Origin of the sequence: Curtobacterium sp. P97 (assembly GCF_023712445.1) — a bacterium.
In the GTDB taxonomy this organism is placed as follows: Bacteria; Actinomycetota; Actinomycetes; order Actinomycetales; family Microbacteriaceae; genus Curtobacterium.
This window is the reverse complement of record NZ_JAMAYF010000007.1, coordinates 95,431-120,154: the sequence shown is the minus strand read 5'-3', so window position 1 is coordinate 120,154 and position 24,724 is coordinate 95,431. Positions and strand designations below refer to the sequence as shown.

Here is a 24,724-nt window from a genome sequence, read left to right as displayed (position 1 = left end):
CCGTCACGACACACCTGAGGAACCACTCGTGCGATTCGGATACTGGACCCCGCTCTTCGGCGGCTGGCTGCGCAACGTCGAGGACGAGGACATGCCCGTCACCTTCGACTACGTGAAGCGGCTGGCGCAGCGTGCCGAGCGGATCGGCTTCGACCTGACGCTCGTGCCGGAGCTCAACCTCAACGACATCAAGGGGACGGCCGCGCCGAGCCTCGAGGCGTGGGCGCTCGCGGCCGCGCTGGCCGCGACGACCGAGCGGCTCGAGATCATGGCCGCGATGCGTCCGGGCTACCACCTGCCGGCGGTGACGGCGAAGCAGGCCGCGACCATCGACGAGATCTCCTGTGGTCGCTTCACGTTCAACGTCGTGAGCGCGTGGTGGGCCGAGGAAGCCCGCCAGTACGGTGGCATCTTCTCCGAGCACGACGACCGGTACGCGCGCACCGAGGAGTTCGTCGCGATCCTCAAGGGCCTCTGGGCCGAGACGCCGTTCTCGTTCACGGGCGAGTACTACGACGTGCAGAACACGCACCTCGAGCCGAAGCCGCGGGTCACGCCGCGCATCTACGCCGGCGGCGAGAGCGAGGCGGGCAAGAGCTCGATCACCCGCTTCGCCGACGCGTACCTGACACACGGCGGCACCGTCGACGAGCTCCGCACGAAGATCGACGAGATGAAGCGTCGCCGCGAGGACGCCGGCGCCGCGCCGTTCGAGGCGTTCGGCATGGCCGCGTACGTGATCGTCCGCGAGACCGAGGAGGAGGCGCAGGCCGAGCTCGCCCGCATCACCGACGTCCGCCACGGGAAGGCGTACGAGTCGTACCAGGACTTCATCTCGAAGTCGCAGCTCGAGCACGTCCCGTCGCTCGAGGACTACTCGGTGTCGAACCGCGGTCTGCGCCCCGGGTTCGTCGGTACGCCGCAGCAGGTCGCCGACCGGATCCGCGAGTTCGAGGACGCCGGGGTCGACACGCTCCTGCTGCAGTTCTCGCCGCAGGCCGAGGAGATGGAGCGCTTCGGCGAGCAGGTCATCCCACTCGTCCGCGCCGCCGTCCCCGCCGAGCCGGTCGCCTGATGGCGGCCGAGGACGACTGGGCGTTCGAGACGCGGCAGATCCGGGCCGGCTTCACGGCCGACCCGGGCTTCGGGGCGAACGTGCCCCCGATCGCGCAGAGCGCGGCCTTCGTGTACCCCTCGGGCGAGGACGCGGCGGCGCGCTTCATGCTCGACGCACCTGGACACACCTACACACGCGTCAACAACCCGTCGGCGGCGGCCCTGGAGCGACGCGTCGCGGACCTCGAGGGCGGGGTCGGAGCACTGGCGCTGGCGTCCGGTCAGGCGGCGACCTCGCTGGCGGTGCTCGGCGTCGCGCGGGCGGGCGCCCACGTCGTCTCGTCGGCGTCGCTCTACGGTGCGACCTACACGCTCTTCCACTCGACGCTGAGCGACCTCGGCATCACGTTCACCTTCGTGCAGGACCCGACGGACCTCGACGAGTGGCGCGCCGCGGTCCGTCCGGAGACGCGGGCGTTCTTCGGCGAGAGCATCCCGAACCCGCGTGGCGACGTGCTCGACTTCGCGGGGGTCGCCGGTGTCGCGCACGACGCCGGGGTGCCGCTCATCGTCGACAACACCATCGCGACGCCGTACCTCGTGCGACCGATCGAGCACGGCGCGGACATCGTCGTGCACTCGGCGACGAAGTACCTCGCCGGCCACGGCAGCGCCGTCGCCGGGATCATCGTCGACGGCGGGAACTTCGACTGGGCGGCGCAGGCGGAGAAGTACCCGCAGCTCACGACGGTCGAGCAGTCCGGGTTCGCCGGGACGGCCTTCGCCGAGAAGTTCGGCCGCCGCGCGTTCATCCAGCGCACCCGGTCGAAGCTGTCCGCCGACCTCGGCCCCGCGATCGCCCCGTTCAACGCCTTCCTCGTCCTGCAGGGCATCCAGACGCTGTCGCTGCGCATGGACCGGCACGTGGCGAACGCGGCCGCGGTCGCCTCGTGGTTGGACGGACACGCGCAGGTCGAGCACGTGCACTACGCCGGGCTGCCCTCGTCGCCGTGGCACCACCTGCAGCAGCGCTACGTGCCGAAGGGGCCGTCGGCCGTGCTGGCGTTCGACCTCGCCGGTGGGGTCGCTGCCGGTCGCCGGTTCGTCGCCGCGCTCGAGCTCTTCGACCACGTGTCGAACCTGGGCGACGTCCGGTCGCTCGTCGTGCACCCCGCGTCGACGACCCACGTGCAGATGACCCCGCAGCAACGCGCGGCCGCCGGCGTCGGGGAGGGCATGATCCGCCTGTCGATCGGTCTGGAGCACGTGGACGACATCCTGGCCGACCTGGCTCGCGGGTTCGCGGCGGCGGGGACCTCGGCGTAGTCCGCGGCCCGGCGCGGGGAGGATAGGTTGGACGCATGACCTCGCTGGCCGCACCGACCCGCGTGCGGGTGCGCGCTCCCGGCAAGATCAACGTGTTCCTGTCCGTCGGCGCGCTGCAGGACGACGGCTACCACGACGTGGCGACCGCGTACCAGGCGGTGTCGCTGTACGAGGACGTCACCGCGGAAGCGGCCGACGACTTCTCCGTGCGCTTCACGGGACCGATCGACACCAGTGCGGTCCCGACCGACGACTCGAACCTGGCGATCCGCGCCGCGCGTCTCGTGGCCGAGGCCGCCGGGCACCGGGGCGGCGTCCGGCTCACCATCGACAAGCAGGTTCCCGTCGCCGGCGGGATGGGCGGGGGATCGGCCGACGCCGCGGCGACCCTGCTCGCGTGCGACACCCTCTGGGGCACCGCCCTCGGGCGGGACGAGCTGCTGCGGCTCGCGGCCCGACTCGGCGCGGACGTCCCGTTCGCCTTCGCCGGCGGCACCGCCGTGGGGACGGGTCGCGGCGACGAGCTGAGCCCGGCGCTCGCCAAGGGGGAGTTCCACTGGGTCCTCGCGCTCAGCGAGGACGGTCTCTCCACCCCTGCTGTCTACCGGGCGCTCGACGAGCACCGGGAGCGCTACCGGGCCGACATCCGCCCGGCTCCCACGACCCCCGTCGTCGAGGCGAACGTGCTCCAGGCGCTCCGTGCCGGCGACGCGGACCTGCTCGCGGACTGCCTGCACAACGACCTGCAGGCACCCGCGATGCGGCTGCAGCCGGGGCTCGCGGCGACGATCGAGGCGGGGGAGAAGGCCGGCGCGCTCGCGGGCATCGTCTCGGGGAGCGGCCCGACGGTCGCGTTCCTGGTCGCCGACCGCGATGCTGCGCTCGAGGTGCAGGTCGAGCTCAGCGCCTCCGGGCTCGTCGCGCTCCGGGCGACCGGCCCGGTGCACGGTGCCCGCGTCGTGCACTGACCACCGGACCCGCGGTGCCGACTGACCACCGGACCTACGGTGCCGTCGGGGCTCAGTCGCGGACGAACTCCGTGATGACGACCCGACCGGTCCGCCACTTCTGCTCGACGTGGAAGCCGTGCTCGGCGAGCACCTCGGTCGTCTCCGGCTGGATGTTGCGGGCCTTCGGGGTGCCGCCGACGAACCACACGGTGTCGATGTCACCGAGGCGTGCCGGGATCGTCGACGCCAGGTCGCCGTTCTCGTTCCAGAGCACGCCCGTCTCGGCGCCGTTCTTCCGGATGCCCAGGTCGGTCATCCCGGTGAACGCCCAGGGGTAGGAGACGCGGATGATCTCCGCGGTGGACGTCGGGTGCCCGTAGACGCTGCCGAAGACGACGCCCTCGTTGGCGCCGGTGTTCGCCCCACGCTCGGCGGCGATGATCGACGCGGCGTTCGCCCAGGTCGACTCCTGCTTCGACCGGGGCGTCTTGACGTCGATCGCGCTCGGGACGCTGATGACGAGGAAGACCGCGAGCAGCGCGGCGATCAGGGCCTTCCGCCGCAGGGCGGTGATCGCGAGCGCGATGAGGAGCGCGACGAACGGCATGCTCAGCGATGCGTACTTGGGGGAGTAGAGGTGCTTGCCGAGTGCCGTCGCGGCGAGCAGTGCCCCGGTCGGCAGCAGTGCCAGCGGCAGGGCGATCCGGACCGCCTGTGCCCGGAGGAGCGCGCGGACGGTGGGGACGCGGCGGTGTGCGGCGACCAGGGACACGACGACACCGATGACGAGGAGCGTCCACGCGACCGCGGCGTACGAGTCGATCCCGCCGAACCACGAGGTGGCGAACACCTGGCGCGGGGTGCGCTGCGTGATGCCCGAGATCCACGCGACCTGCTTGGACTGCTCCGTGACCTCGAGCACGAGCGGCGACGCGAGGAGCGCGGCAGCTGCGGCGGCGACGACCCAGCGGACGAGGACGACACGGCCCACGAGCGGGTCACCGGCGTCCGACCGCCGGGTCCACGTACGCGACCGGCGCTCGGCCAGCCACGTCCAGGCCAGGGCCGCCGCGTGTGCGACCACGGCGAGCGCGAGGTACACGTTGAAGCAGACGGCCAGGAGCGCGAGCAGCCCGTAGGCGACCCACCAGCGGATGCTCGACGCCCGCGTCGCCCCGGACCGGGTGCGTCGGACGGCCGTGATGCCGACGAGCGTCAGTGCGACGGCCAGGGTCGTGACGGTCGCGTAGGGGCGGCCCTCGGACCCGGCCCACTGCACGCGGGGGATCGCGAGGAACACGAGACCGGCGACGATGCCGAGCCGACGACCACCCAGGCGGCGTCCGAGTGCGACGACGAGCCCGGCGGTGACGCCGATGGCGAGTGCGCTCGGGAAGCGGAGGGTGAACGGCGTGTACCCCACGAGCCAGAACCAGGCGTGGATGAGTGCGTAGTACAGGCCGTGCACGGCGTCCACGTTGTGGAGTTCGGCCCAGAGCTGCGGCCAGCTGCGCGTGGCGCTGGTGACCGTCGCGGCCTCGTCGTACCAGAGCGAGGGGACCCAGGCGAAGAGCGCGCCCGTGACGACGCCGAGCGCACCCACGGTGAGTTCGGGGGTCCGGACTGCTGCGACACGCAGGGCCGTGGACGCGGACCGCAGGCGGGTACGGACCGGCGCGACCCCGGCGGAGGCGGGGACGTGGATGGTGCCGGTCTGTGGTGCAGTCACGCCCGCGACGGTAGCGCGCACGGCTGGGCGCGTGCCCCGTACCGCTGTCCCCTCCGTGAGAGTTCGCCATGCCGTAGGGTCACGGACACCATGACGACACTCCGCATCCGAGACGCCGCGCGGTACCTGGGCGTCAGCGACGACACCGTCCGGCGCCTGGTCGACGCCGGCACGCTGCCCCGTTCCGAGGACCCGTCCGGCCGCACGGTGGTCGAGGGGCGGGACCTCGCCGCGTACGTCCGCGGTCGTGACGCCGGGCTCGACGACCCGTCCGGTGTCCGCAGCTCGGCGCGGAACCGCTTCGTCGGCATCGTCACCGACCTGGTCGTCGAGGGGGTGGTCGCCCAGGTGGAGCTGCAGGCCGGCCCGAACCGCGTGGTGTCCCTGATGACCGCCGAGGCCGTCCGCGACCTCGGGCTCGAGGTCGGTTCCGTCGCGGTCGCGTCCGTCAAGGCCACGATGGTCACCGTCGAGGTGCCGGAGCAGCCGGAGCGCGCACGGTGACCACGCCCGACCCCGCCACGCCCGACCCCGCCGTGTCCGACCCAGCCACGCCCGACCCGGCCACGCCCGACCCCGCAGCGCTCGCCGCCCGGCGGCGGAGCACCTCGCGCACGGCCGCGCTCGACGGTGCCGGGCAGGCGGCGCTCGACGCGCTCGCCGGCGCCCGGGTCCTCGTCGTCGGAGCGGGCGGGCTCGGCGCACCCGTCCTGACGTACCTGGCCGGCTCCGGGCTCGGCCGGATCACGATCGTCGACCACGACACGGTGGACACGTCGAACCTGGCGCGACAGACGCTGTTCGCTGCCGCCGACGTGGGGCGCTCGAAGGCGGCGTGCGCAGCCGACCGGGTGCGCGGCGTCGACGCCGTCGTCGAGGTCGTCGCCCTGACCGAGCGCTTCCGCCCCGAGCACGTCGCCGACCACGACGTGGTGGTCGACGCGGCGGACAGCGTCGAGGTCACCCGTGCCGTCTCCGACGCGTGCGCCGCGGCGGGCGTGCCCTTCGTCTGGGGCACCGCGCTCGGCTACGACGGACAGGTCTCGGTCTTCCACGACGCCGCCGCCGACCCGGTCGACTTCCACGACCTCCACCCCGAGGCGCTGCCGGACGAGGGCTCCTGCGCCGCGGACGGCGTGCTGCCCGCCCTGTGCGGCGCGGTGGGCGCGGTGATGGCGGCGCAGGTCACCGCCCTGGTCGCCGGGCTCGGCGAGCCGCTGCTCGGCCGGGTGCTCACGGTGGACGCCAGTCGGTGGCGCTGGACCGAGAGCGTCCTGCGTCGCGGCCCGGGATCGGTCCGTCCCGCGGCGTCGGCGGTCGCGGAGCCGCCGCGGATCGCCCCCGCCGAGCTGGCACGACGACTCGGTGACGACGGTGCGGCCGACGTCGCCGGCGACCGGATCGTCCTCGTCGACGTCCGGACCGAGGCGGAGCGCGCGACCGGGGTGATCCCGGGCTCGCGGACCCCGGACGACCTCGGCGGCTCCGGGGCGGTCGGCGAACTGGTCGTCGTGTGCGCGTCCGGGAAGCGCGCCACCGCCTGGGCACGGCAGGCCATCGCGGACCGGCCGGCGGGGGCGTCGTCCGTCACGGTCCTCGACGGCGGGATCACCGCATGGGGTCAGGAGGGCCACCCGATCACCTCCTGACCGCAGGTGCGGCTAGGATCGCCCCGTGAAGACGCTCCTGCGAACCTCTGTTGCGATCGCGCTCGTGGTCGTCGTCGGGACGAGCCTCGCCGCGTGCACGGCCCGGCCCGCCTCCGGCGGCGCGACGGGGAGCAGGGCGACGGGCACCTCGGCGAGCGGCACCGCCACGGGCAGCACGGGCCCGACCGGGTCGATCACGGTCTTCGCGGCCGCCTCGCTCCAGCGCACCTTCACGGAGCTCGGGGAGCAGTACGAGCGGCGGCACCCGGGGACCACGGTCACGTTCTCGTTCGCCGGTTCGAGCGACCTCGTCTCGCAGATCCGCAACGGCGCCCCCGCCGACGTGTTCGCCTCCGCCGACGAGGCGACCATGGCGAAGCTCGCGACGACCGACCTGGCGACGGGGTGGCCCCGCGACTTCGCGACGAACACCCTCGAGATCGCCGTCGCTCCCGGCAACCCCGAGCGCGTCGCGGACCTCCGCGACCTCACCGCGTCCGACCTGCAGGTCGTCACCTGCGCCGCCCCCGTGCCGTGCGGTGCGGCGACGGCGGAGGTCGAGCGGGCCGCGGGCGTCGAGCTCCGACCGGTGAGCGAGGAGCAGTCGGTCACCGACGTCCTCGGCAAGGTCGAGTCCGGGCAGGCCGACGCCGGGCTCGTCTACGTCACCGACGTCGAGGGCTCCGGGGGGAAGGTCGAGGGCGTCAAGTTCGCGGAGTCGTCGGAGGCCGTGAACACGTACCCGATCGGTGTCCTCAAGGAGTCCGCGAACCCGGAGACCGCCGCGTCGTTCGCCGCGTTCGTCCGCTCCGACGCCGGACGCGAGGTGCTCACGGACGCCGGCTTCGGCGCACCCTGACGACGACCGCGATGCACCGGACGACCAGGACGATGACGAGCAGGCCGCCCCAGCGCCACCAGCGGACCCCCGTGCCGTGGTGGCTCCCGGTCCCCGCGGTCCTCGGCGGACTGTTCGTCGTCGTGCCCGTGGCCGCGATGGTCGGTCGCGTCGACTGGTCGTCGTTCGTCGCCCTGGTCACGGCACCCGCGTCGACCACCGCGCTCGGGCTGAGCCTCGGCACCGCGGCCGCCGCCACCGGGGTCGCGTTCGTCCTCGGCTACCCGCTGGCGGTGCTGTTCGCCCGCTCGACCTCCCGCTGGGTCGGGGTCCTCCGTGCGCTCGTCCTCCTGCCGCTCGTGCTCCCGCCCGTGGTCGGCGGTCTCGCCCTGCTCGCTGCCTTCGGGCGGCTCGGCGTGCTCGGCGCGTTCCTCGACGAGCACGGGCTCCGGATCGCCTTCACCACGACGGCGGTCGTGACGGCGCAGGTCTTCGTGTCGATGCCGTTCCTGGTGTCGTCGATCGAGGGCTCGCTCCGCACCGGCGGCGGTCGCGCCGAACGGGTCGCCGCCACGCTCGGCGCCGGACCGACCCGGACGTTCCTCACCGTCACGACGCCGCGCGTGCTCCCGGGCATCACCTCCGGCCTGGTGCTCTGCGGGGCGCGGGCGCTCGGCGAGTTCGGCGCCACCCTCACCTTCGCCGGCAGCCTGCAGGGGGTCACCCGGACGCTCCCGCTCGAGGTCTACCTGCAGCGCGAGATCGACCCGGACACCGCCGTCGCGCTCGCGCTCGTCCTCGTCGTGGTCGCCCTCGTCGTGATCGGGACGACGACGGTGCGCACCCGCCCGGTGACGACGTGACGGGCGGTGGAGCGGGGCTCGTCGCGCACGTGCTCGTGCCCGAGCGGGACGTCGACGTGCGCCTGACGATCGGCCCCGACGAGTGCGTCGCGCTGATCGGGCCGAACGGCGCCGGCAAGTCGACCGTCGTCGAGGCCCTCGCCGGCCTCCTCCGCACGCGCGACGGCAGCGTCGTGCTCGCAGGCCGCGACCTGACGTCCGTGCCGACGCACCGCCGCCGGGTCGGCCTGGTCGCACAGCGCCCGGACCTCTTCGCCCACCGCACGGTCGTCGGCAACGTCGCCTTCGGTCCGCGTGCCACCGGGGCAGGCCGCCTGGAGGCACGGCACCGCGCCGCCACGGCCCTCGCCGCCGTCGGTGCGTCGGGTCTCGCCGACCGGTCACCGACCACGCTGTCCGGCGGGCAGGCGCAGCGTGTCGCGGTCGCCCGTGCCCTCGCGACGGAGCCCGCGCTGCTGCTGCTCGACGAGCCGACCACGGCGCTCGACGTCGACGCCCGCACCGAGGTCCGCGCGGCCCTGCGCGCCGCCCTGCGCGGACGCCCGACCCTCCTCGTCACGCACGACCCGCTCGAGGCCGTCACGCTCGCCGACCGCGTCGTCGTGCTGCAGGACGGCCGCGTCGTCGAGGAGGGGCGCACCGAGGCCGTCCTCCGGCAACCGCGCACGCCGTTCTCGGCGTCCTTCTCCGGACTGGTGCTCGTCCCCGGGACGGCCACACCGACCGGGATCGCGCTCGACGGCGGCGGTGAGCTGGCGTCCGCGACGCACACCGTGCCTCCCGGCCGACCCGCGGTCGCGGCCCTGCACCCGACCGCGGCGCGCGTGCGCCGTGACGGGCCGGGGCTGGCACGGACGGTGACCGCGGTGGAACCGCGTGACGGGCTGGTGCGGGTGCACGCGGGTGACCTGGTGGCCGACGTGACCGTCGCGTCGGCCGCGGCCCTCGGTCTGGAGCCGGGCGTGGCCGTGCGGGTCGCTGTCGACCCGGACGAGGTCAGCGTCGCCGCGCCCGCGTGACGGTGGCCTAGCCGCCGGCGAACGGGGGCATCACGTCGACGGTCGCGACGCCGTCGAGCGACGTCGAGCGGTCGCGCGTCGTGACCCCGTCGACGAGGTACGAGCACCGCTCCTGCAACGCCGTCCACCGGTCCGGATCTGCCGCCGTGACACCTCGCAGTGCCGCATCGAGCGTCGTCGCGGGCACCGTGGTCTCGTCCTGGCCGACGGCCGCGCGGGCCGCGGCGAAGAACCGCATCGTCGTCACCGGTCAGCCTCCGATCGCACTCATGCCGCGGGACGGGTGCACGATCCCGTCCGCGTCGTCGCCGTGGTCCCGCGGCTTCGCCCACATCGCGCGTCGCCAGGTGTCGAGCAGGACGTCGTCGTCGGCGCCGGCGCGCAGGGGGCCGAGCAGGTCGACCTCGTCGTCCGAGAACAGGCAGGAGCGCACGTGTCCCTCGGCGGTCAGGCGTGTGCGGGTGCAGTCGGCGCAGAACGACTCGGTGATGCTCGCGATCACACCGACGGTGCCGAGCGCTTCGCCGTCGAGCGTCGACACGCGGTACCGCTCGGCGGGGGCGCCGTCACGCGGCGCCTCGTCGGGCTCGAGCCGGTAGTGCTCGCCGAGCAGGGCGCGGGTCTCCTCCGCCGTGACCATGGTGGCGCCGTCCCAGGCGTGCCCCGGGTCGAGCGGCATCTGCTCGATGAAGCGCAGCTCGTGCCCGCGCTCGAGGCACCAGGCGAGCAGGTCGACGGCGAGGTGGTCGTTCACCCCGCGGAGCAGCACCGCGTTGACCTTGACCCCGAGACCCGCGTCCGCCGCGGCGGCGATGCCCTCGAGCACGCGGTCGAGGAACGGGCGCCGGGTGACCTCGGCGAAGACGTCCGGGTCGACGGTGTCGAGCGAGACGTTGACGCGGCGCAGTCCGGCGTCCGCCAGGGCCTGTGCGCGGTTCGCCAGGCCGATCGCGTTCGTGGTGATCGACAGTTCGACGTCGTGGGCCGAGCACCGACGGACGATGTCGACGAGGTCGGCGCGCAGGAGCGGCTCACCACCGGTGAAGCGGACCTTGCGCACGCCGAGGGTGCCGGCGGCGAGGCCGACCAGACGGTCGATCTCCGCCGCCGACATGAGCGCGTCGGACGGGATCACGGGCAGCCCCTCCGCCGGCATGCAGTACGTGCATCGGAGGTTGCAGCGCTCGGTGAGCGAGACCCGCAGGTCGACGGCGCGCCGGGCGAACCGGTCGACGAGCCCGGGGTCGTCGACGGGTCGAGGAGGGATGGCCGGCGACTCGCTGCGCACCCGGCGCAGCAGGCCGGTCGAGGGCAGGATCCGCGCCGTCATCCCCGTGATGCTACCCCGCGTCGATGCGGTCGCGGGTGCGGGGGTCCACGGACCGCCACCCACGGGGGTCGAGTCGTCGTCCCCAGCGCACCCAGTCCTCGCGCCGGGTGCGGACGAGCGTGACGACCACGATCACGAGCACCGCGGCGAGGAGCCACCACCGGAACGCGGGCGCCGAGGGCCAGACCCCGCGCAGGGCGATGGCGAGGTTCAGGGCCATCCACTCCCACCGACCCGAGAGGACCACGAAGGGGATGAGGAGCAGCGCGTACCAGGGGTACCGCGGGGTCACGGCGAGGAAGGTCACACCGATCATGAACACCTCGGCGGACCACGGCCGTGCGGGGTCCGCGAGGCGCCAGGACACCACGGCGGCCAGGAGCACCACGAGCCCGACGACGATCGTCGCCGCATCGCCCTCGATCACGGACGAGACCAGGGCGAACCGGGAGCCGTCCTCGTAGCCCTCCTCGGACAGGTAGCCGGGCAGGTACCCGAGGACCTTCACGCCGGTCGTGAGCACGTAGGGCACGTAGAGCAGCGCGAACGTGGCGATGCCGACGGGGACCGCCCACCAGTACCGCCACCGGCCGAGCAGGGGCGGGTAGACGATCGCCGGGATGAGCTTGGTGGCCGTCGCCGCACCGAGGGCGATCCCGCCCCAGATCGGCCGACCGAAGGCGACGAGCACGACGCCCGCCGTGGCGAGGGCGGCACCGACGACGTCGACGTGCGAGTTCGTGACCGCCTCGGACGCGACGAGCGGCGACCAGGCCCACAGCGCGGCCCACCAGGTCGGGCGGCCGACGCGACGGAGCACCGCGACCAGACCGATCGTGACGCCGAGGGAGACGAGGAGTCCCGCGACCTGGAACGGCATGTACTGCGCGGTCGCGGGCACGAAGGCGCGCACACCGGCGAACCACAGCTGCGCCATCGGCGGGTAGATCGTGGTCACGTCCGGCCGGTTGATGGCGACGCAGTGCCCGTCGGCCCCGTCGCCGAGCCCGCGCATCCGCGGCTCGAGCGGCTTGCAGGTGCCGTCGATCTTGTCCGGGAACAGCCAGTCCGGGCGCAGGTCGGCCAGCGCGTTCGACTGCGGCGTGTGGGCGTACGGTGAAATGCCGGCGTGTTGCACGATGCCGTCCCAGGCGTACCGGGCAGAGTCGGTACTGGTGTTCGGCGGGCCGACGAGCGCCGCGATGCCGACCACGACCGCCCCACCGAGGACGATCCGGGTCGTCCACTCGCGGGGCACGAACCGCACGGCGACCACTGCTCCCGCGAAGACCGCCCAAGCGATGAGCGTCCAGGCAACGAATGGTGCACGATGACCGGCACGGAGGAACCCCAGATGCGTGATGCCGAAGGCGATGACACCCGCCAGCGCCAGCACGCCGACGACGGACAGGACGGTCGACACGACCGCGGTCGTCGGGACGGAGGCGGCGCGCGGTCGTCTGCTCATGGTTCCCCGAGGCTACCGATCGTGCGCCGGGTCCTGCTGGATGCACGCGCGACCATGGCGTCCCCGAACCGCAACGCCCGCTCGGCCGTCGTCTGGGGTCGCCTGCTCGGCATCGCGTTCGTCGTCTGCTTCGGGACCGGCGTCTACAGCCACCTGCTGCAGGACCCCCTGCCGTGGATGCGCTTCCCGACCCGGCCGACGCAGCTCTACCAGTTCACGCAGGGCCTGCACATCACCGCGGGCATCGCGATCATCCCGCTGCTGCTCGCCAAGCTGAACGTCGTCATGCCCGCGCTGGCCCAGGTCCCGCCGGTGCGCGGGGTCCTGCACCTGCTCGAGCGGCTGTCGATCGCGGTGCTCGTGTCGGCGTCGATCGTGCAGGTCGGCACCGGCCTGCTGAACACGTACCAGTGGTACCCGTGGCCGTTCCCGTTCCGCCAGGTCCACTACGCCATGTCGTACCTGATCATCGGTTCGCTCGTCGTGCACATAGCGTCGAAGCTGCCCGTGATCGTGCGCTACTGGCGGGCGCGGGACGCCTACGACGCCGAGGGTCGGTTCGTCGCGGACCCGACGGTGGGCAGCGAGCTGCTGCCGGACGGCCGGGGGGCCCGCCCCGCCGTGGGTGGACGCCCCGCGGCCGAGCAGACGGCCGGCGCGTACCCCCGTGGCCTGACCGGCCGCCTGCTGCGGTGGGTGGACGGCGCGGCTGCGCCGGCTGCGCCGGCTGCGCCGGCTGCGCCGGCTGCGCCGGCTGCGCCGGCGGGCGCTGCCGAGACTCGCCCTGGCGGACAGGTTCGCGGTCTCGGGACCGCGAACCTGTCCGCGGAGCCGAGTCTCGGGGACGGCGCCGGCGGGGCGGAGGCGGGTCGCGCCTCCCGGCCGGAGCACGACGACGCGCTCCCCGGACCCCGTCAGCGGATCGCACGCCGCGGGTTCGTGGCGGGAGTGACGGCGGCGACCGTCGGCGTCGTCGCGCTCACCGCGGGACAGTCGAACCGGCTGCTCGAACCGCTCAACGTGTTCGGTGCCCGTCAGCGGTACATCGGCCCGGACGACCTGCCGGTCAACCGCACCGCTCGCGCCGCCGGGGTCCTGGCGACCGCGACCGCGGCGGACTGGACGCTGACCGTGGTCGGTCCGGACGTCACACGGACGTTCTCGCGTGCCGAGCTCGTCGCGCTCGGCACCGCCACCGCGGACCTGCCGATCTCGTGCGTCGAGGGGTGGAGCCAGGTGGCGTCGTGGCGGGGTGTCCGGATGCGGGACCTGCTCGCCTCCGTGCAGGCCGACCCGGCGTCGGCGCTGCGGATCACGAGCCTCGAGAAGAGCGGCGGGTACCGGGTCACCGAGATGGGCCCGGAGTACGCGTCCGACCCGACGACGCTCCTCGCGCTCGAGGTGAACGGGAAGACGCTCGACCTGGACCACGGGTTCCCCGCCCGGGTCATCGCGCCGGGACGACCCGGCGTGCTGCAGACGAAGTGGATCGGGAAGATCGAGGTGATCCGATGAGGGCCGCGAGGATCGTGCTCGTCGTCGTGGGCGTGCTCGTGATGGCGTTCGGTGCGTACGTGCTCGTCACGACCGTCCGACCGAACCGCATCTGGGGCCTGGCGACGTGGCTGCTCGGCGCGGTCGTGCTGCACGACGTCGTGCTGTCGCCGTTCGTGGTCGGAGCAGGACTCCTGCTCCGTCGGACCGGCAGGACGCTCGGTGCCGGGGTGCTCGTCGTCGTGCAGACCGCGGTGGTGCTCGGGAGCGTGCTCGCCCTGGTGGTGCTCCCGGAGATCGCCGCGAAGCAGCACGGACAGAAGAACCCGACCGTGCTGCCGTTCGATTACACCACGCGGTTGCTCGTCGTCGAGGGGCTGCTGCTCGCGGTCGTCGTGGTCGCACTCGTGGTGGGCGTCGTCCGCGCAAGACGATCCCCACGACCACTGGTTGCATCGACAACCAATGGCTAGCATGAGTGCATGACGGACGAGACGCCCTGGCTCACGCGCGACCAGCTCCGCGCGTGGATGAAGCTCGTCGCCGTCATGGAACTCCTCCCGGCCGCGCTCGACCAGCAGCTCCAGCGGGACGCCGATCTGACCCACTTCGACTACATGGTCGTCGCGATGCTGTCGGAGACCGAGTCGCGCACGCTCCGGATGTCGGCGCTCGCCGCGGCGACGAACGCGTCCCTGCCGCGCCTGTCGCACGTGGTGTCGCGGCTCGAGAAGCGCGGGCTCGTCACCCGGTGCCCCTCGGTCGACGACCGCCGAGCCACCGACGTCCGACTGACCGACGACGGGTTCGCGGCCATCGTCGCGGCGGCGCCCGACCACGTCCGGACCGCCCGACGCTTCGTCATCGACGCGCTGAGCGACGAGCAGGTCCGGCAGCTCGACGGCATCACGCGGGCGCTGCTCGGGCGGCTCGACCCCGAGGGGCGGTTCGCGGCGCTGACCTACCCGCGGTCCGACGGCGAGGTGCTGTGCGAGGAGCGTCTGACGGGTGCGTCGCCTGCGGCACCGGCGGGCGTGCTCTTCCGGGACGCGACTGCCGACGACACCGGGCTGCTCCGGCACGCGACGCTCGCGGCGATGAACTGGAAGGCCCCGTCCTTCGTGGACGCCGACCTCGACCGCCCCGAGTTCGCGCACTACTTCGTCGGTTTCGACCTCGCCCGCGACCACGGCGTCGTGGCGGTGGACGGCGAGGGACCGGTCGGGGTGGCGTGGGCGCGGTTCCTGCCGGCGGACGACCCCGGGTACGGGTTCGTGGCCGAGGACGTCCCGGAACTCACGATGGCCGTCGAGGCGCGCGGACGGGGTCGGGGGATCGGCACGGCGCTGCTCGCGCGGTTGCTCGACGCCGGCCGGGCCGCGGGCTGGCCGGGTGTCAGCCTGAGCGTCGAGGACGGCAACACCGGGGCGCGGATCACGTACGAGCGGGCCGGGTTCCGGACGGTCGGGCGGAACGGGGACTCGGACACGATGCTCGTCCGGTCCTGACGTCCGGGCCGGCGCCCTGGTCGGCCTGGGCGCTTCGGTCGGCCTGGTCGGTTCGGTCGGTCTGGTCGGTCTGCTCGCGTCGCGGGTGACTGGTACACCAGTAGGATCTGGCGCATGACCGACCGTGCCACGCCGTCCGACACGTACTCCTACCTCGGACCCGCCGGCACGTTCACCGAGGCGGCGCTCAAGCTCGTCGAGGCCGCCGCCGGCAAGCCCTGGCGCAGCGTGAACAACGTCGGCGAGGCGCTCGACGACGTCGTGACGGGACGGTCGGTCGGAGCGGTGATCGCGATCGAGAACAGCGTCGACGGCGGCGTCAGCGCCACGCAGGACGCCCTGGCGCGGATCCCCGGCGTGCGGATCGTGGGCGAGTACCTCGTGCCCGTCGACTTCGTGCTCGTGGCCCGGCACGGCACCGCCCTGTCGGACGTGCGGACCGTGAACGCGCACCCGGTGGCGTACGCGCAGACGCACCGCTGGCTCGAGACCAACCTGCGCGGCCACGGGCACATCCCGGCGTCGTCGAACGTCGCCGCCGCGACCGCGCTGCTCGACGAGCACCCCGTCGCCGACGCCGCCGTGGCCCCGCCGGGGATCACCGACCACCACGACCTGGCGGTGCTCGCGTCGTCCATCGGCGACAACGCCTCGGCGGTCACCCGCTTCGTGCTCGTGTCACGCACGCTCGCGATCCCGGAGCGCACGGGAGCGGACAAGACGAGCGTCATCGTCGAGCTGCCGAGCGAGCACCCCGGCGCCCTGGTCGACATGCTCGAGCAGTTCGCGACGCGGGGCATCAACATGGGGCTGCTGTCCTCGCGGCCGATCGGCGACGAGCTCGGGCGCTACCGGTTCGTGATCGACCTCGACGGACACGTGCACGACGAGCGGGTGGCCGACGCCCTGCTCGGTCTGCGGCGGTTCAGTCCCCGCGTGACGTTCCTCGGGTCGTACCCGCGCGCCGACGGCTTCCGCCCGGAGGTCTCCGCGCGCTACTCGGACGAGGCGTTCGTCGAGGCACGGGACTGGCTCCGCGCGATCGTCTCCGGCGAGCCCGAGGCTGAGCCCGAGGCCGGCTGAGCCCGAGCCCGAGCCCGAGCCCGAGCCCGGCCGAGCCCGGCTGAGCGGCTGGTCCGGCAGTGGCGCGACGCGCCGCCGAACAACCGGAGGCACGTCGCACCACGCTCTTCGGTGGTTCGACGTGCCTCCGGTTGTGCGGGCCGCTCTCCGTCCCAGCAGGCGCACGCCCGCCGGAAGGGGGCCCGCGTCAGCTGTGGGCGTTCTCGACCCGGCGCGTGTTGCGGGTCTGGTCCTGCGGTCCGGCGACCCGCACCCGCAGCCCACCGGTGTCGATGCGCGCCTTGAACGCCACGACCTCGCCGACCGGGTCACCGTCGATCTCGAACTCGTCCGGACGCTCGAGCCGCGCCACGAACTCCTGACCGCGGATGTAGCGCAGCGGTCGTTCGTCGCGGGCCGCGGTGGCGATGCGCTTGCCGACCTGGGTCTGCCCGATCTTCGAGCGGCGGAACGAGCGCAGGATCGCGTTCTCCCAGAACACCCGGGCGCCGATCCGGACCCACCCGAAGAACCCGCGGGGCCGCATCACGACGATGTCGAACACACCGTCGTCGATCTCGGCGTCCGGCAGGAGCGTCGCGCCGGCCTGCAGCATCCCGCAGTTCCCGACGATGAGCGAGTGCGCGCGCACGGACTGGTTGCCCTCGCCGTCGAGCCGGTACCGGAACTCGAAGGCGTCGGCGTCGCGGAGCGACCGGAAGAGCGAGTCGACGTAGGCGAGCCAGCCGACCTTCTTCTTCAGGTCGTCGTTCGTGTTGGCGAGCATCCGGGCGTCGAGCCCGAGCCCGGCCATGACGACGAAGCCGAACTGCTCGCGCTCACCGCCCTCGCGCTCGACCTCGAGCTCACCGAAGTCGATCGGGCGGTCCTCGCCGCGGAAGATCGTCCGGACGCTCGCACCGAGGTCGTCGATCGGCGCCGGGATGTTCCGGGCGAGCAGGTTGCCGGTGCCGCTCGGCAGCAGGGCGAGCACGGCGTCGGACCCGTGCACGATCTCGGCCACGGCACGGACGGTGCCGTCACCGCCAGCCGCTGCGACGACGTCGGCTCCGGCGTCGAGCGCGGCCTTCGCCATGCCGCCGCCCGGGTCCTCCTCCGAGGTCTCGAACCAGAGGGTCTCGGCCCAGCCGGCATCCTGCTCGTGCTCCGCGACGGTGCGCTGCAGGGTCTCGAGGTCCACCTTCACCGGGTTGTAGACGACCGCGGCCGTCTTCTGCTTGGTGGGGAGGGCGTCCTGGCCCGCGGGCGCGGTCTCCGATGGTGTCGACATGCTGCCGACGTTACCGACGGACGCCTGCGAGCGACCGGCCGGGTCGGCGCGCGACCGCCCGGGTCGGCAACCCGACCGGCCGTACCGGCGCACGACCGCGCGCATCGATGATCGGCGACCGCCCGAGTCGGTGGCCCGCCCGTCCGGCTCAGCGCCGGTCGTGCAGCGTGACCGGGTAGCCGTCCGGGTCCGCGAAGGTGAACGTCCGACCGAACGGGCCGTCGAACGGCGGGGTCACGATCGTGTGCCCGTCGGCGACGAGCGCGTCGTGGATCGCCTGGACGTCGGTCGCGTGGAACCACAGTGCGACGCCGAGCGCGGGCTGCCCGGCGGACAGGTCCGTCCCGGGTACGAGGTCGCGGAGCGCGAACGCGATCGGCTCGGTCTGGAAGACCACGGCGTGCGGCGGGCCGGCGGGAGAGCGGACGAGTCCGAGGTACCGCTCGTAGAACGCCTGCGAGGCGTCGAGGTCGCGGACCTGCAGCGAGGTGAAGTCGATCCCGGTGGCGGGCATGGTGTGCTCCTTCGTCTGTGTCAGATGCCTGACACAAGCAGTATGTGTCAGACTCCTGACATGCGTCAAGCGCGGATCGACCTCGACAGCTCGGTCGGCTACATCCTGAAGGAGGCCGCCAGTGCCCTGCGCGCCGCCATGGAGGACGCCCTCCGTCCCCTCGGCATGACGGTCACGCACTACTCGTGCCTCGAACTGCTCGCCCAGCGCCCCGGCATGTCGAACTCCGACCTCGCGCGCGGCACCTTCGTCACCCGGCAGTCGATGAACACGCTCCTGCAGCAGCTCGAGCGCGACGGCATCGTCACCCGGCCGGCCACCCCGACCACGGGCAAGGTGCTCCCCACCACGCTCACCGCAGCCGGACGGCGACAGCGCGAGGCGGCGAGTGCGGCGGTCCGGCAGGTCGAGCTCCGGATGACCCGGGACCTCGACGAGGCGGGCCGCGCAGCGGCCTTCCGCCTGCTGCGCGGGATGGTCGCCGCCCTGCGTGACGTCCCGTCGGGTGCCGTGACCGACTGACGGACGGGAGGCCCGTGGCGGGGCCGCCACGGGCCTCCCGTCCGGCGGTCACACGCTCCCTCTAGGATGATCCGGTGATCGATCTGCAGCTCCTGCGCGACAACCCTGACCTCATCAAGGCCTCGCAGGAGGCGCGCGGCGCCTCCGTCTCCGTCGTCGACGACGCGGTGTCCGCCGACACCGCCCGCCGCGCTGCGATCACGTCGTTCGAGGCGCTGCGCGCCGAGCAGAACGCGTTCGGCAAGACCGTCGCGAAGGCCCCGAAGGACGAGAAGCCCGCGCTCGTGCAGCAGGCGCAGGCGCTCGCCGCACGCGTGAAGGAGGCCCAGGCCGAGGTCACCGCAGCCGAGGAGACCTTCGACCGGGTGGTCCGTACGATCCCGAACGTCGTGCTGCCGGACGTGCCGAAGGGCGGCGAGGACGACTTCGTCACGCTGCGCACCGTCGGCACGAAGCCCGAGTTCGCCTTCGAGCCGAAGGACCACGCCGACCTCGGCGAGCACCTCGGCATCATCGACATCCCGCGCGGCGTGAAGGTCTCCGGATCGCGCTTCTACTTCCTCCGCGGCCTGGGCGCCCGGCTCGAGATCGCTCTCATGCACCTCGGGCTCGACCGCGCCGTGGAGCACGGGTTCGAGCCGCTCATCACGCCGACGCTCGTGCGTCCTGAGACGATGGCGGGCACCGGGTTCCTCGGCGAGCACGCGGCCGAGGTCTACCGGCTCGAGGCCGACGACCTCTACCTGACCGGCACGAGCGAGGTCGCCCTCGCCGGGTTCCACGCCGACGAGATCCTGTCGTTCCCGGAGTCGGGCGACCCGATCCGCTACGCCGGCTGGTCGACCTGCTACCGGCGCGAGGCCGGGTCGGCGGGCAAGGACAACCGCGGCATCCTCCGCGTGCACCAGTTCAACAAGCTCGAGATGTTCTCGTACGTGCTCCCGGAGCAGGCCGAGGCGGAGCACCAGCGCCTGGTCGCGATGCAGGAGTCGATGATGCAGGACCTCGGCCTGCACTACCGCGTGATCGACGTCGCCGGCGGTGACCTCGGCACGAGCGCCGCACGCAAGTACGACATCGAGGCGTGGGTCCCGACGCAGGGCACCTTCCGCGAGCTCACGTCGACCTCGAACTGCACGACGTTCCAGGCCCGTCGCCTCGACACCCGGTACCGGACGTCGACCGGGAAGACGGCGCCGGTCGCCACGCTGAACGGCACGCTCGCGACCACCCGCTGGATCGTCGCGATCCTCGAGACCCACCAGCAGGCCGACGGGTCGGTGGTCGTGCCCGAGGTGCTGCGGCCGTACCTGGGCGGCGTCGAGGTCATCGAGCCCCGATGAGCGCCCACGAGCGGTTCGTCGACGGGTCGGCGCAGGGCGGCGGCTCCGGCGCCGGTGCGTCCGGCTCGGGCTCGGTCGCTGCCGGCGGCGCTGTCGCTGGTGCCACCGGTGGTGCTGCCGGTGGTGCTGCCACGTCTCCGCGGACGAAGCGCTGGCTCGTCGCGCTCGACGTGGACGGCACGACGATGCGCGAGGACGGTGTCATCACGGACACGGTGATCGACGCCGTCCGCGACGCCGAGGCCGCCGGGCACGAGGTCATGCTCTCCACCGGACGCAGCGAGGGCATGACGATCCCGCTGCTCGAACGCCTGGGGCTCCGGTCGAAGTACGTCGTGTGCGCCAACGGTGCGCTGACCCTCGCCCGTCAGGACGACGGGTCCTACCGCCGGGTCCACGTCGAGCGGTTCGACCCGACCGAGGTCCTGCAGGTCATCCACGGTGCGCTCGCGAACGCGGCGTTCGGCGTCGAGGACGAGACCGGCCACTTCCTGCTCTCCGGCAACTTCCCGGACGACACGATGACCGTCGCCGGCGAGCACGTGCCGTTCGAGCAGTTGCTCGGGACCGAGGCCACCCGCGTCGTCGTCATCTCGCCGGGACACGACACCGAGGACTTCCTGCAGGTCGTCGAGCGCATGGGGCTGCAGAAGGTGTCGTACTCGGTCGGCTGGACGTCCTGGCTCGACATCGCTCCCGAGGGCGTGACGAAGGCCACCGCGATGGAGCGCGTCCGCGAGTGGCTCGACATCCCACGCTCCCGCGTCATGGCGGCGGGTGACGGGCGGAACGACATCGACATGCTGCGCTGGGCGTCGACCTCGGGCCGCGGAGTCGTCATGGGGCAGGCCCCGGACGACGTCGTCGACGCGGGCAACGAGCTGACCGGCGGGGTCACCGACGACGGGCTCGCCGCCGCACTCGACGCGCTGCCGCGCTGACGGACGGCAGGTTCGCTAGACTGCCCGGGACGCGATCACGTCTCGCCACGTGGTCGCGTCACGGAGGGTTGTCCGAGCGGCCGATGGAGCCTGTCTTGAAAACAGGTGGGCAGCAATGTCTCGTGGGTTCGAATCCCACACCCTCCGCACATGAGCACCGGGACCCGCCTCCGACTGATCGAGCTGTCCGATGCAGCCGAGCTCGCCGCGATCGTCCGCGCGAGCGCCGATCACCTGCGACCGTTCGAGCCGACGCGGCCGGACAGCTACTTCACCGAGGCCGGGCAGCGCGCGACCATCGGTGTCCTGCTCGCCGCCGCGCAGAACGGCTCGGTGCCCTTCGTGATCGTGGGAGATGACGACGAGTTGCTCGGACGGATCACCCTGAGCGGTGTGACCCGTGGCGCCCTGCAGTCGTGTGCGCTCGGGTACTGGATCCGTGCCGACCGAACGCGGCAGGGGCACGCGACCCGTGCGGTCGGGCTCGCGGTGGACCACGCGTTCCGGGAGCTCGGGCTGCACCGGGTCCAGGCAGAGACCCTCCCGGAGAACACCGGCTCGCAGCGGGCGCTCGAGCGGAACGGCTTCGAGCGGTACGGGTTCGCGCCGAAGTACATCCGGATCGCCGGGGAGTGGCGGGACCACGTCATGTTCCAGGTGCTCGCGCCGGACGCCTGACGCGCGGACGTCCGAGCCGTACGCGCGCGGTGCCCGGTGCCCGGTGCCCGGTGCTCGCTGCTCGCTGCCCGCTGCCCGCTGCCCGCTGCCCGCTGCCCGACGCCCGCTGCACAACGGGAAGCACCTCGCGCCGTGGAACGACGTGGCGCGACGTGCTCCCCGTTGTGCGCGGGCGTGTCGAACCACGACCCCGACGTCGAGCCAGTGCGCGATCGTCAGGGGGTGTACGGGGCGTCCGGCCACGGCACGACGAGCGCACCGCCGGTGAGTGCGAGCGAGCACGCGAGCCCGACCCCGGAGCCGATCACGAGCCCGAGGACCGCGAACCGCGCCGCCGACGCCCCGCCGTGGCGAGCGAGGTGCGCGGCCATCAGCAGCAGGAGGAACCCCACCACGTGGCCGACGACGAGTCCGACGAGTCCGAGGGGGATGCCGGGGTTCGCTCCCGATCGGTCGGGGGTCGCGCCGCGGGTGGCCTCTTCCGATGCCAGGAACAGCCACAGCCACGAGCAGGCCCCGCCGAGGACGCCGAGCCCCACGGTCGCCCAGTAGAGCGCGACCCAGCCCGGTCGCGTCCACCCCGACCGTTCGTCCGTGCCGACCGTCGCCCCCGTTGTCATCGGGGCAGCCTAGCGTGCCGCCTCGCGCTGCACGCTGCACGCCGCACGCTGCACGCCGCACGCCGCACGCCGCACGCCGCACGCTGCACGCCTCGCGCTGCACGCTGCACAACGGGGAGCACGTCGCGCCGTGGAACGACGTGGCGCGACGTGCTCCCGGTTGTGCGCGCGCACGTCGAACCACGATCCCGCTGTCGAACCACGATCCCGCCGACACGGAGGCGCCCCACGCCCGCCGCTCAGGGGCGGGCGCCGAGCGCGGCGAGCTCCGCGCGGGTGCGGGCACCGTGCTTCCGGAGCAGGTTCGCCACGTGGTACTTGACCGTGTTCGGACTGATCCCGAGCCCCTCGGCGATCTCCCGGTTCCCGACGCCGGTCACCACGAGCCGCAGCACGTCGCGCTCCCGTTCGGTCAGGTCGGTGTCCTCCGGCAGGTCGGCCGCGCCCGGCGCCGGGTCGAGGGGGAGCGAGATGTCCAGGGTCGAGCCCCAGCCCGGCGTGGAGTCGACGTGCATCGTGCCGTCGAGGGCGACGACCCGCTCGGCGATCGGGCGCACGGCATCGTCGTGGGTGTCGAGTGTGCCGGCTCCGTCGTCCCGGAGCTGCATGAGCAGGTTGCGCCCGTCGCAGTCCCACTGGATCCGGACGCGTCGGGCGACCCCGCCGTCGACCAGGGCGAGCACGGCCGTGCGGACGATCGCTCGTGCGCTGTGCGCGACGTCTCCGGGCAGCGCCCTGCCGGTCGCCGGCGGCTCGACGAACTGCACGTCGAGGTCACCGAACCGGACCAGCGGGCGGAGGTCGGCCCGCAGCCGTGAGAACGCCCCGGTGACGGGCTCGAGCAGGGTGCTCCGCTGCCGGTCGGTCACGGTCCGGAGCTCGACGAGTGCGGCCGAGGCGATCTCGACGGCCTCGGCGCGGGCGGCGGCGTCGGACAGGCGGTTCGCGCGCAGGGCGGCGAGCACCGACTCGAGGGTCAACGCGTGACGGTCGGCCTGCTCCGCAACCGTCCGGGCGTGCTCCGACGCCGCGATCCGGCTGGCTGGTGCGTCCGGTTCCGTCTCCACGAGGACCGAACGTACCCGTCCCACCCGGACGGACGGTCCCACCCGATCGGGTGGGTGGACCGCCTGCCCGGGCAGCGGCGCGATCGACCCCGCGCGAGGAGCATCGGAGTCATGGCCACCACGACGACCGCCGACGCCCTCGGAGTGATCGGCGACGAGCTCCAGGAGCTGATCGCGACCGTCCGCCGCGCCGACCAGGCACCGTTCGCGCGTGCCCTCGACCTGCTCGCCGACGCCGAGCGTGTCTTCGTGCACGGCGCCGGACGGTCCGGACTCGCGCTCCGGATGACCGCCATGCGCCTCATGCACCTCGGGCTCGACGTGCACGTCGTCGGCGAGGTCACGACGCCCGCGATCCGGCGGGGCGACCTGCTGCTCGTCGCGAGCGGCTCGGGCACCACCGGCGGCATCGTGCAGGCAGCACGCACCGCGACCGAGGTCGGGGCGCAGGTGCTCGCCGTCAGCACGACGGACGACTCCCCGCTGTCCGAGGTCGCCGACACCACGCTCGTCCTGCCCGCAGCCACGAAGACGGACCGCTCCGGCACGGCCTCGGCGCAGTACGCGGGCGGCCTGTTCGAGCAGGGCGTCGCGCTCCTCGGGGACGCCCTGTTCCACGCGCTCTGGCAGCGCAGCGGGCACTCCGCCGACGACCTGTGGCCGCGGCACGCGAACCTCGAGTGAAGCGACCGTGACGCCGCCGATGCGACCCGAGCGCGCCACCGAGACCCCCACGAACCACCACCGGAAGGACACCACCATGCAGCTCCAGTTCGCCATGGACACCCTGACCACCGAGGCCGCCCTCGACCTCGCCGGCAAGGCCGCGCCGTACGTCGACGTCATCGAGCTCGGCACGCCGCTCATCAAGAGCGCCGGCCTCTCCGCGATCACCGCGATCAAGGAGGCGCACCCGGACAAGGTCGTCTTCGCCGACCTCAAGACGATGGACGCCGGCGAGCTCGAGGCCGACATCGCCTTCACGGCCGGTGCCGACCTCGTCACCGTGCTCGGCGTCGCGGGTGACTCCACCATCGCCGGTGCCGTGAAGGCCGCGAAGGCGCACGGCAAGGGCATCGTCGTCGACCTGATCGGCGTGCCCGACAAGGCCGCCCGCGCGAAGGAGGTCGTCGCGCTCGGTGCCGAGTTCGTCGAGATGCACGCCGGCCTCGACGAGCAGGCCGAGGAGGGCTTCACCTTCGAGACGCTGCTGCGCGACGGCGAGGCCTCGGGCGTCCCGTTCTCGGTCGCCGGCGGCATCACCACCGACACGATCGAGGCCGTGCAGGCCTCGGGCGCCCGCATCGCGGTCGCCGGCAGCGCGATCTACAGCGCCGACGACGTGGCCGCCGCCGCGTCCGCGCTCCGCGACGCGATCGCGGAGCCCGCCTCCGCCTGATCCGGACCACCTGACGGACGGGAGGCCCGTGGCGACACCGCCACGGGCCTCCCGTCC

26 protein-coding genes and 1 tRNA gene are annotated in these 24,724 nt (G+C 73.2%); 19 read left to right on the top strand and 8 right to left on the bottom strand.

The window, feature by feature from the left end; translation table 11 throughout:
• The first annotated feature begins 28 nt into the window (after positions 1-28).
• From M3677_RS09550 to M3677_RS09540, 3 genes are read left to right on the top strand one after another with little or no spacing between them, the layout of a single operon-like run.
• Positions 29-1,075: an LLM class flavin-dependent oxidoreductase gene (locus M3677_RS09550; RefSeq protein ID WP_209685568.1), complete on the top strand. Its 1,047-nt coding sequence runs from the start codon at positions 29-31 to the stop codon at positions 1,073-1,075.
• Entirely contained in the window at positions 1,075-2,382 is a 1,308-nt protein-coding gene (locus tag M3677_RS09545; protein WP_251160394.1) for an O-acetylhomoserine aminocarboxypropyltransferase/cysteine synthase family protein, read from the top strand. The genes M3677_RS09550 and M3677_RS09545 overlap by 1 nt, the downstream gene beginning before the upstream one ends.
• 35 nt (positions 2,383-2,417) lie before the next feature.
• Positions 2,418-3,350: a 4-(cytidine 5'-diphospho)-2-C-methyl-D-erythritol kinase gene (locus M3677_RS09540; RefSeq protein ID WP_251154473.1), complete on the top strand. Its 933-nt coding sequence runs from the start codon at positions 2,418-2,420 to the stop codon at positions 3,348-3,350.
• 52 nt (positions 3,351-3,402) lie between these two features.
• Here the strand turns inward: M3677_RS09540 and M3677_RS09535 are convergent, their stop codons facing one another.
• Complete coding sequence (locus M3677_RS09535) at positions 3,403-5,061, bottom strand: glycosyltransferase family 39 protein (RefSeq protein WP_066655896.1); 1,659 nt, start codon at positions 5,059-5,061, stop codon at positions 3,403-3,405.
• A 90-nt stretch (positions 5,062-5,151) separates the two neighbouring features.
• Between M3677_RS09535 and M3677_RS09530 the strand changes: the two genes are divergently transcribed.
• The 5 genes from M3677_RS09530 to M3677_RS09510 are packed head-to-tail and all read left to right on the top strand — an operon-like array spanning position 5,152 to position 9,430.
• Positions 5,152-5,565, top strand: a complete 414-nt coding sequence (locus tag M3677_RS09530; RefSeq protein WP_066655894.1) for a molybdopterin-binding protein — start codon at positions 5,152-5,154, stop codon at positions 5,563-5,565.
• Positions 5,562-6,710, top strand: coding sequence for a HesA/MoeB/ThiF family protein (locus tag M3677_RS18410; protein ID WP_251160393.1), 1,149 nt, complete (start codon positions 5,562-5,564; stop codon positions 6,708-6,710). Before M3677_RS09530 ends, M3677_RS18410 begins: the two co-directional genes overlap by 4 nt.
• Before the next feature lie 25 nt (positions 6,711-6,735).
• Positions 6,736-7,569, top strand: a complete 834-nt coding sequence (gene modA, locus M3677_RS09520; RefSeq protein WP_251160392.1) for a molybdate ABC transporter substrate-binding protein — start codon at positions 6,736-6,738, stop codon at positions 7,567-7,569.
• Positions 7,570-7,601: 32 nt separating this feature from the next.
• Positions 7,602-8,411 (top strand): ABC transporter permease, encoded by an 810-nt coding sequence (locus M3677_RS09515; RefSeq protein WP_251160391.1) that lies wholly within the window; start codon positions 7,602-7,604, stop codon positions 8,409-8,411.
• Positions 8,408-9,430: an ABC transporter ATP-binding protein gene (locus M3677_RS09510; protein ID WP_251160390.1), complete on the top strand. Its 1,023-nt coding sequence runs from the start codon at positions 8,408-8,410 to the stop codon at positions 9,428-9,430. The genes M3677_RS09515 and M3677_RS09510 overlap by 4 nt, the downstream gene beginning before the upstream one ends.
• Positions 9,431-9,437: 7 nt before the next feature.
• Here the strand turns inward: M3677_RS09510 and M3677_RS09505 are convergent, their stop codons facing one another.
• Genes M3677_RS09505 through M3677_RS09495 form a run of 3 tightly spaced genes read right to left on the bottom strand, consistent with a single transcriptional unit; the run spans position 9,438 to position 12,228 of the window.
• The gene (locus M3677_RS09505) at positions 9,438-9,668 is read right to left on the bottom strand and encodes a MoaD/ThiS family protein (RefSeq protein WP_251160436.1); all 231 of its coding nucleotides are present in this window, start codon (positions 9,666-9,668) and stop codon (positions 9,438-9,440) included.
• 12 nt (positions 9,669-9,680) lie between these two features.
• Positions 9,681-10,760, bottom strand: a complete 1,080-nt coding sequence (gene moaA, locus M3677_RS09500) for a GTP 3',8-cyclase MoaA (RefSeq protein WP_251160389.1) — start codon at positions 10,758-10,760, stop codon at positions 9,681-9,683.
• 10 nt (positions 10,761-10,770) lie between these two features.
• Positions 10,771-12,228, bottom strand: coding sequence for a glycosyltransferase family 87 protein (locus M3677_RS09495; RefSeq protein WP_209685583.1), 1,458 nt, complete (start codon positions 12,226-12,228; stop codon positions 10,771-10,773).
• 21 nt (positions 12,229-12,249) lie between these two features.
• Between M3677_RS09495 and M3677_RS09490 the strand changes: the two genes are divergently transcribed.
• From M3677_RS09490 to pheA, 4 genes are all read left to right on the top strand, one after another.
• On the top strand, positions 12,250-13,743 hold the full coding sequence (locus M3677_RS09490; protein ID WP_251160388.1) for a molybdopterin-dependent oxidoreductase: 1,494 nt from the start codon (positions 12,250-12,252) through the stop codon (positions 13,741-13,743).
• Positions 13,740-14,195: a hypothetical protein gene (locus M3677_RS09485; RefSeq protein ID WP_144411360.1), complete on the top strand. Its 456-nt coding sequence runs from the start codon at positions 13,740-13,742 to the stop codon at positions 14,193-14,195. The genes M3677_RS09490 and M3677_RS09485 overlap by 4 nt, the downstream gene beginning before the upstream one ends.
• A gap of 9 nt (positions 14,196-14,204) precedes the next feature.
• Positions 14,205-15,230, top strand: a complete 1,026-nt coding sequence (locus M3677_RS18405; RefSeq protein WP_308201974.1) for a bifunctional helix-turn-helix transcriptional regulator/GNAT family N-acetyltransferase — start codon at positions 14,205-14,207, stop codon at positions 15,228-15,230.
• A 114-nt stretch (positions 15,231-15,344) separates the two neighbouring features.
• Complete coding sequence (pheA, locus tag M3677_RS09470) at positions 15,345-16,313, top strand: prephenate dehydratase (RefSeq protein ID WP_251160387.1); 969 nt, start codon at positions 15,345-15,347, stop codon at positions 16,311-16,313.
• A 187-nt stretch (positions 16,314-16,500) separates the two neighbouring features.
• Here pheA and M3677_RS09465 read toward each other — a convergent pair whose 3' ends face one another.
• Both M3677_RS09465 and M3677_RS09460 read right to left on the bottom strand, forming a co-directional pair.
• A complete protein-coding gene (locus M3677_RS09465) occupies positions 16,501-17,583 on the bottom strand; it encodes a diacylglycerol kinase family protein (RefSeq protein ID WP_251160386.1) in 1,083 nt (360 codons plus the stop codon).
• Between the two features lie 148 nt (positions 17,584-17,731).
• Positions 17,732-18,097: a VOC family protein gene (locus M3677_RS09460; RefSeq protein WP_066655875.1), complete on the bottom strand. Its 366-nt coding sequence runs from the start codon at positions 18,095-18,097 to the stop codon at positions 17,732-17,734.
• Between the two features lie 60 nt (positions 18,098-18,157).
• Between M3677_RS09460 and M3677_RS09455 the strand changes: the two genes are divergently transcribed.
• The 5 genes from M3677_RS09455 to M3677_RS09435 all read left to right on the top strand — a co-directional run bounded on the left by M3677_RS09455 (position 18,158) and on the right by M3677_RS09435 (position 21,581).
• A complete protein-coding gene (locus tag M3677_RS09455; protein ID WP_251160385.1) occupies positions 18,158-18,619 on the top strand; it encodes a MarR family winged helix-turn-helix transcriptional regulator in 462 nt (153 codons plus the stop codon).
• A 74-nt stretch (positions 18,620-18,693) separates the two neighbouring features.
• Positions 18,694-19,962, top strand: coding sequence for a serine--tRNA ligase (serS, locus tag M3677_RS09450; RefSeq protein WP_209685589.1), 1,269 nt, complete (start codon positions 18,694-18,696; stop codon positions 19,960-19,962).
• Positions 19,959-20,903 (top strand): HAD family hydrolase, encoded by a 945-nt coding sequence (locus tag M3677_RS09445; RefSeq protein WP_081985027.1) that lies wholly within the window; start codon positions 19,959-19,961, stop codon positions 20,901-20,903. Before serS ends, M3677_RS09445 begins: the two co-directional genes overlap by 4 nt.
• 62 nt (positions 20,904-20,965) lie before the next feature.
• Positions 20,966-21,050 (top strand) — tRNA-Ser (locus M3677_RS09440).
• A 3-nt stretch (positions 21,051-21,053) separates the two neighbouring features.
• Positions 21,054-21,581 carry a GNAT family N-acetyltransferase gene (locus tag M3677_RS09435; RefSeq protein WP_066655866.1) on the top strand — a complete coding sequence of 176 codons (528 nt, stop codon included), beginning with the start codon at positions 21,054-21,056 and terminating at the stop codon, positions 21,579-21,581.
• Between the two features lie 215 nt (positions 21,582-21,796).
• On the opposite strand, the gene M3677_RS09430 is transcribed toward M3677_RS09435, so the two are convergent.
• A complete protein-coding gene (locus tag M3677_RS09430) occupies positions 21,797-22,201 on the bottom strand; it encodes a hypothetical protein (protein ID WP_251160384.1) in 405 nt (134 codons plus the stop codon).
• Positions 22,202-22,440: 239 nt separating this feature from the next.
• Positions 22,441-23,181 (bottom strand): LuxR C-terminal-related transcriptional regulator, encoded by a 741-nt coding sequence (locus M3677_RS09425; protein WP_251154486.1) that lies wholly within the window; start codon positions 23,179-23,181, stop codon positions 22,441-22,443.
• A gap of 198 nt (positions 23,182-23,379) precedes the next feature.
• Between M3677_RS09425 and hxlB the strand changes: the two genes are divergently transcribed.
• Positions 23,380-23,952: a 6-phospho-3-hexuloisomerase gene (gene hxlB / locus M3677_RS09420; protein WP_066655854.1), complete on the top strand. Its 573-nt coding sequence runs from the start codon at positions 23,380-23,382 to the stop codon at positions 23,950-23,952.
• Positions 23,953-24,028: 76 nt separating this feature from the next.
• Positions 24,029-24,667 (top strand): 3-hexulose-6-phosphate synthase, encoded by a 639-nt coding sequence (gene hxlA, locus M3677_RS09415; protein WP_251160434.1) that lies wholly within the window; start codon positions 24,029-24,031, stop codon positions 24,665-24,667.
• Positions 24,668-24,724: the final 57 nt, after the last annotated feature.

Bases quoted from the DNA above. Each gene is read 5' to 3' on its own strand.
- M3677_RS09530 (WP_066655894.1), top strand. From the start codon at position 5,152: ATGACGACACTCCGCATCCGAGACGCCGCGCGGTACCTGGGCGTCAGC.
- M3677_RS09545 (WP_251160394.1), top strand. From the start codon at position 1,075: ATGGCGGCCGAGGACGACTGGGCGTTCGAGACGCGGCAGATCCGGGCC.
- pheA (WP_251160387.1), top strand. From the start codon at position 15,345: ATGACCGACCGTGCCACGCCGTCCGACACGTACTCCTACCTCGGACCC.
- M3677_RS09495 (WP_209685583.1), bottom strand. From the start codon at position 12,228: ATGAGCAGACGACCGCGCGCCGCCTCCGTCCCGACGACCGCGGTCGTG.
- M3677_RS09460 (WP_066655875.1), bottom strand. From the start codon at position 18,097: ATGCCCGCCACCGGGATCGACTTCACCTCGCTGCAGGTCCGCGACCTC.
- moaA (WP_251160389.1), bottom strand. From the start codon at position 10,760: ATGACGGCGCGGATCCTGCCCTCGACCGGCCTGCTGCGCCGGGTGCGC.
- M3677_RS09445 (WP_081985027.1), top strand. From the start codon at position 19,959: ATGAGCGCCCACGAGCGGTTCGTCGACGGGTCGGCGCAGGGCGGCGGC.
- M3677_RS09485 (WP_144411360.1), top strand. From the start codon at position 13,740: ATGAGGGCCGCGAGGATCGTGCTCGTCGTCGTGGGCGTGCTCGTGATG.
- hxlA (WP_251160434.1), top strand. From the start codon at position 24,029: ATGCAGCTCCAGTTCGCCATGGACACCCTGACCACCGAGGCCGCCCTC.
- M3677_RS09515 (WP_251160391.1), top strand. From the start codon at position 7,602: ATGACGAGCAGGCCGCCCCAGCGCCACCAGCGGACCCCCGTGCCGTGG.
- M3677_RS09465 (WP_251160386.1), bottom strand. From the start codon at position 17,583: ATGTCGACACCATCGGAGACCGCGCCCGCGGGCCAGGACGCCCTCCCC.
- M3677_RS09540 (WP_251154473.1), top strand. From the start codon at position 2,418: ATGACCTCGCTGGCCGCACCGACCCGCGTGCGGGTGCGCGCTCCCGGC.
- M3677_RS09455 (WP_251160385.1), top strand. From the start codon at position 18,158: ATGCGTCAAGCGCGGATCGACCTCGACAGCTCGGTCGGCTACATCCTG.
- M3677_RS18405 (WP_308201974.1), top strand. From the start codon at position 14,205: ATGACGGACGAGACGCCCTGGCTCACGCGCGACCAGCTCCGCGCGTGG.
- M3677_RS09435 (WP_066655866.1), top strand. From the start codon at position 21,054: ATGAGCACCGGGACCCGCCTCCGACTGATCGAGCTGTCCGATGCAGCC.
- hxlB (WP_066655854.1), top strand. From the start codon at position 23,380: ATGGCCACCACGACGACCGCCGACGCCCTCGGAGTGATCGGCGACGAG.
- M3677_RS09505 (WP_251160436.1), bottom strand. From the start codon at position 9,668: ATGCGGTTCTTCGCCGCGGCCCGCGCGGCCGTCGGCCAGGACGAGACC.
- M3677_RS09430 (WP_251160384.1), bottom strand. From the start codon at position 22,201: ATGACAACGGGGGCGACGGTCGGCACGGACGAACGGTCGGGGTGGACG.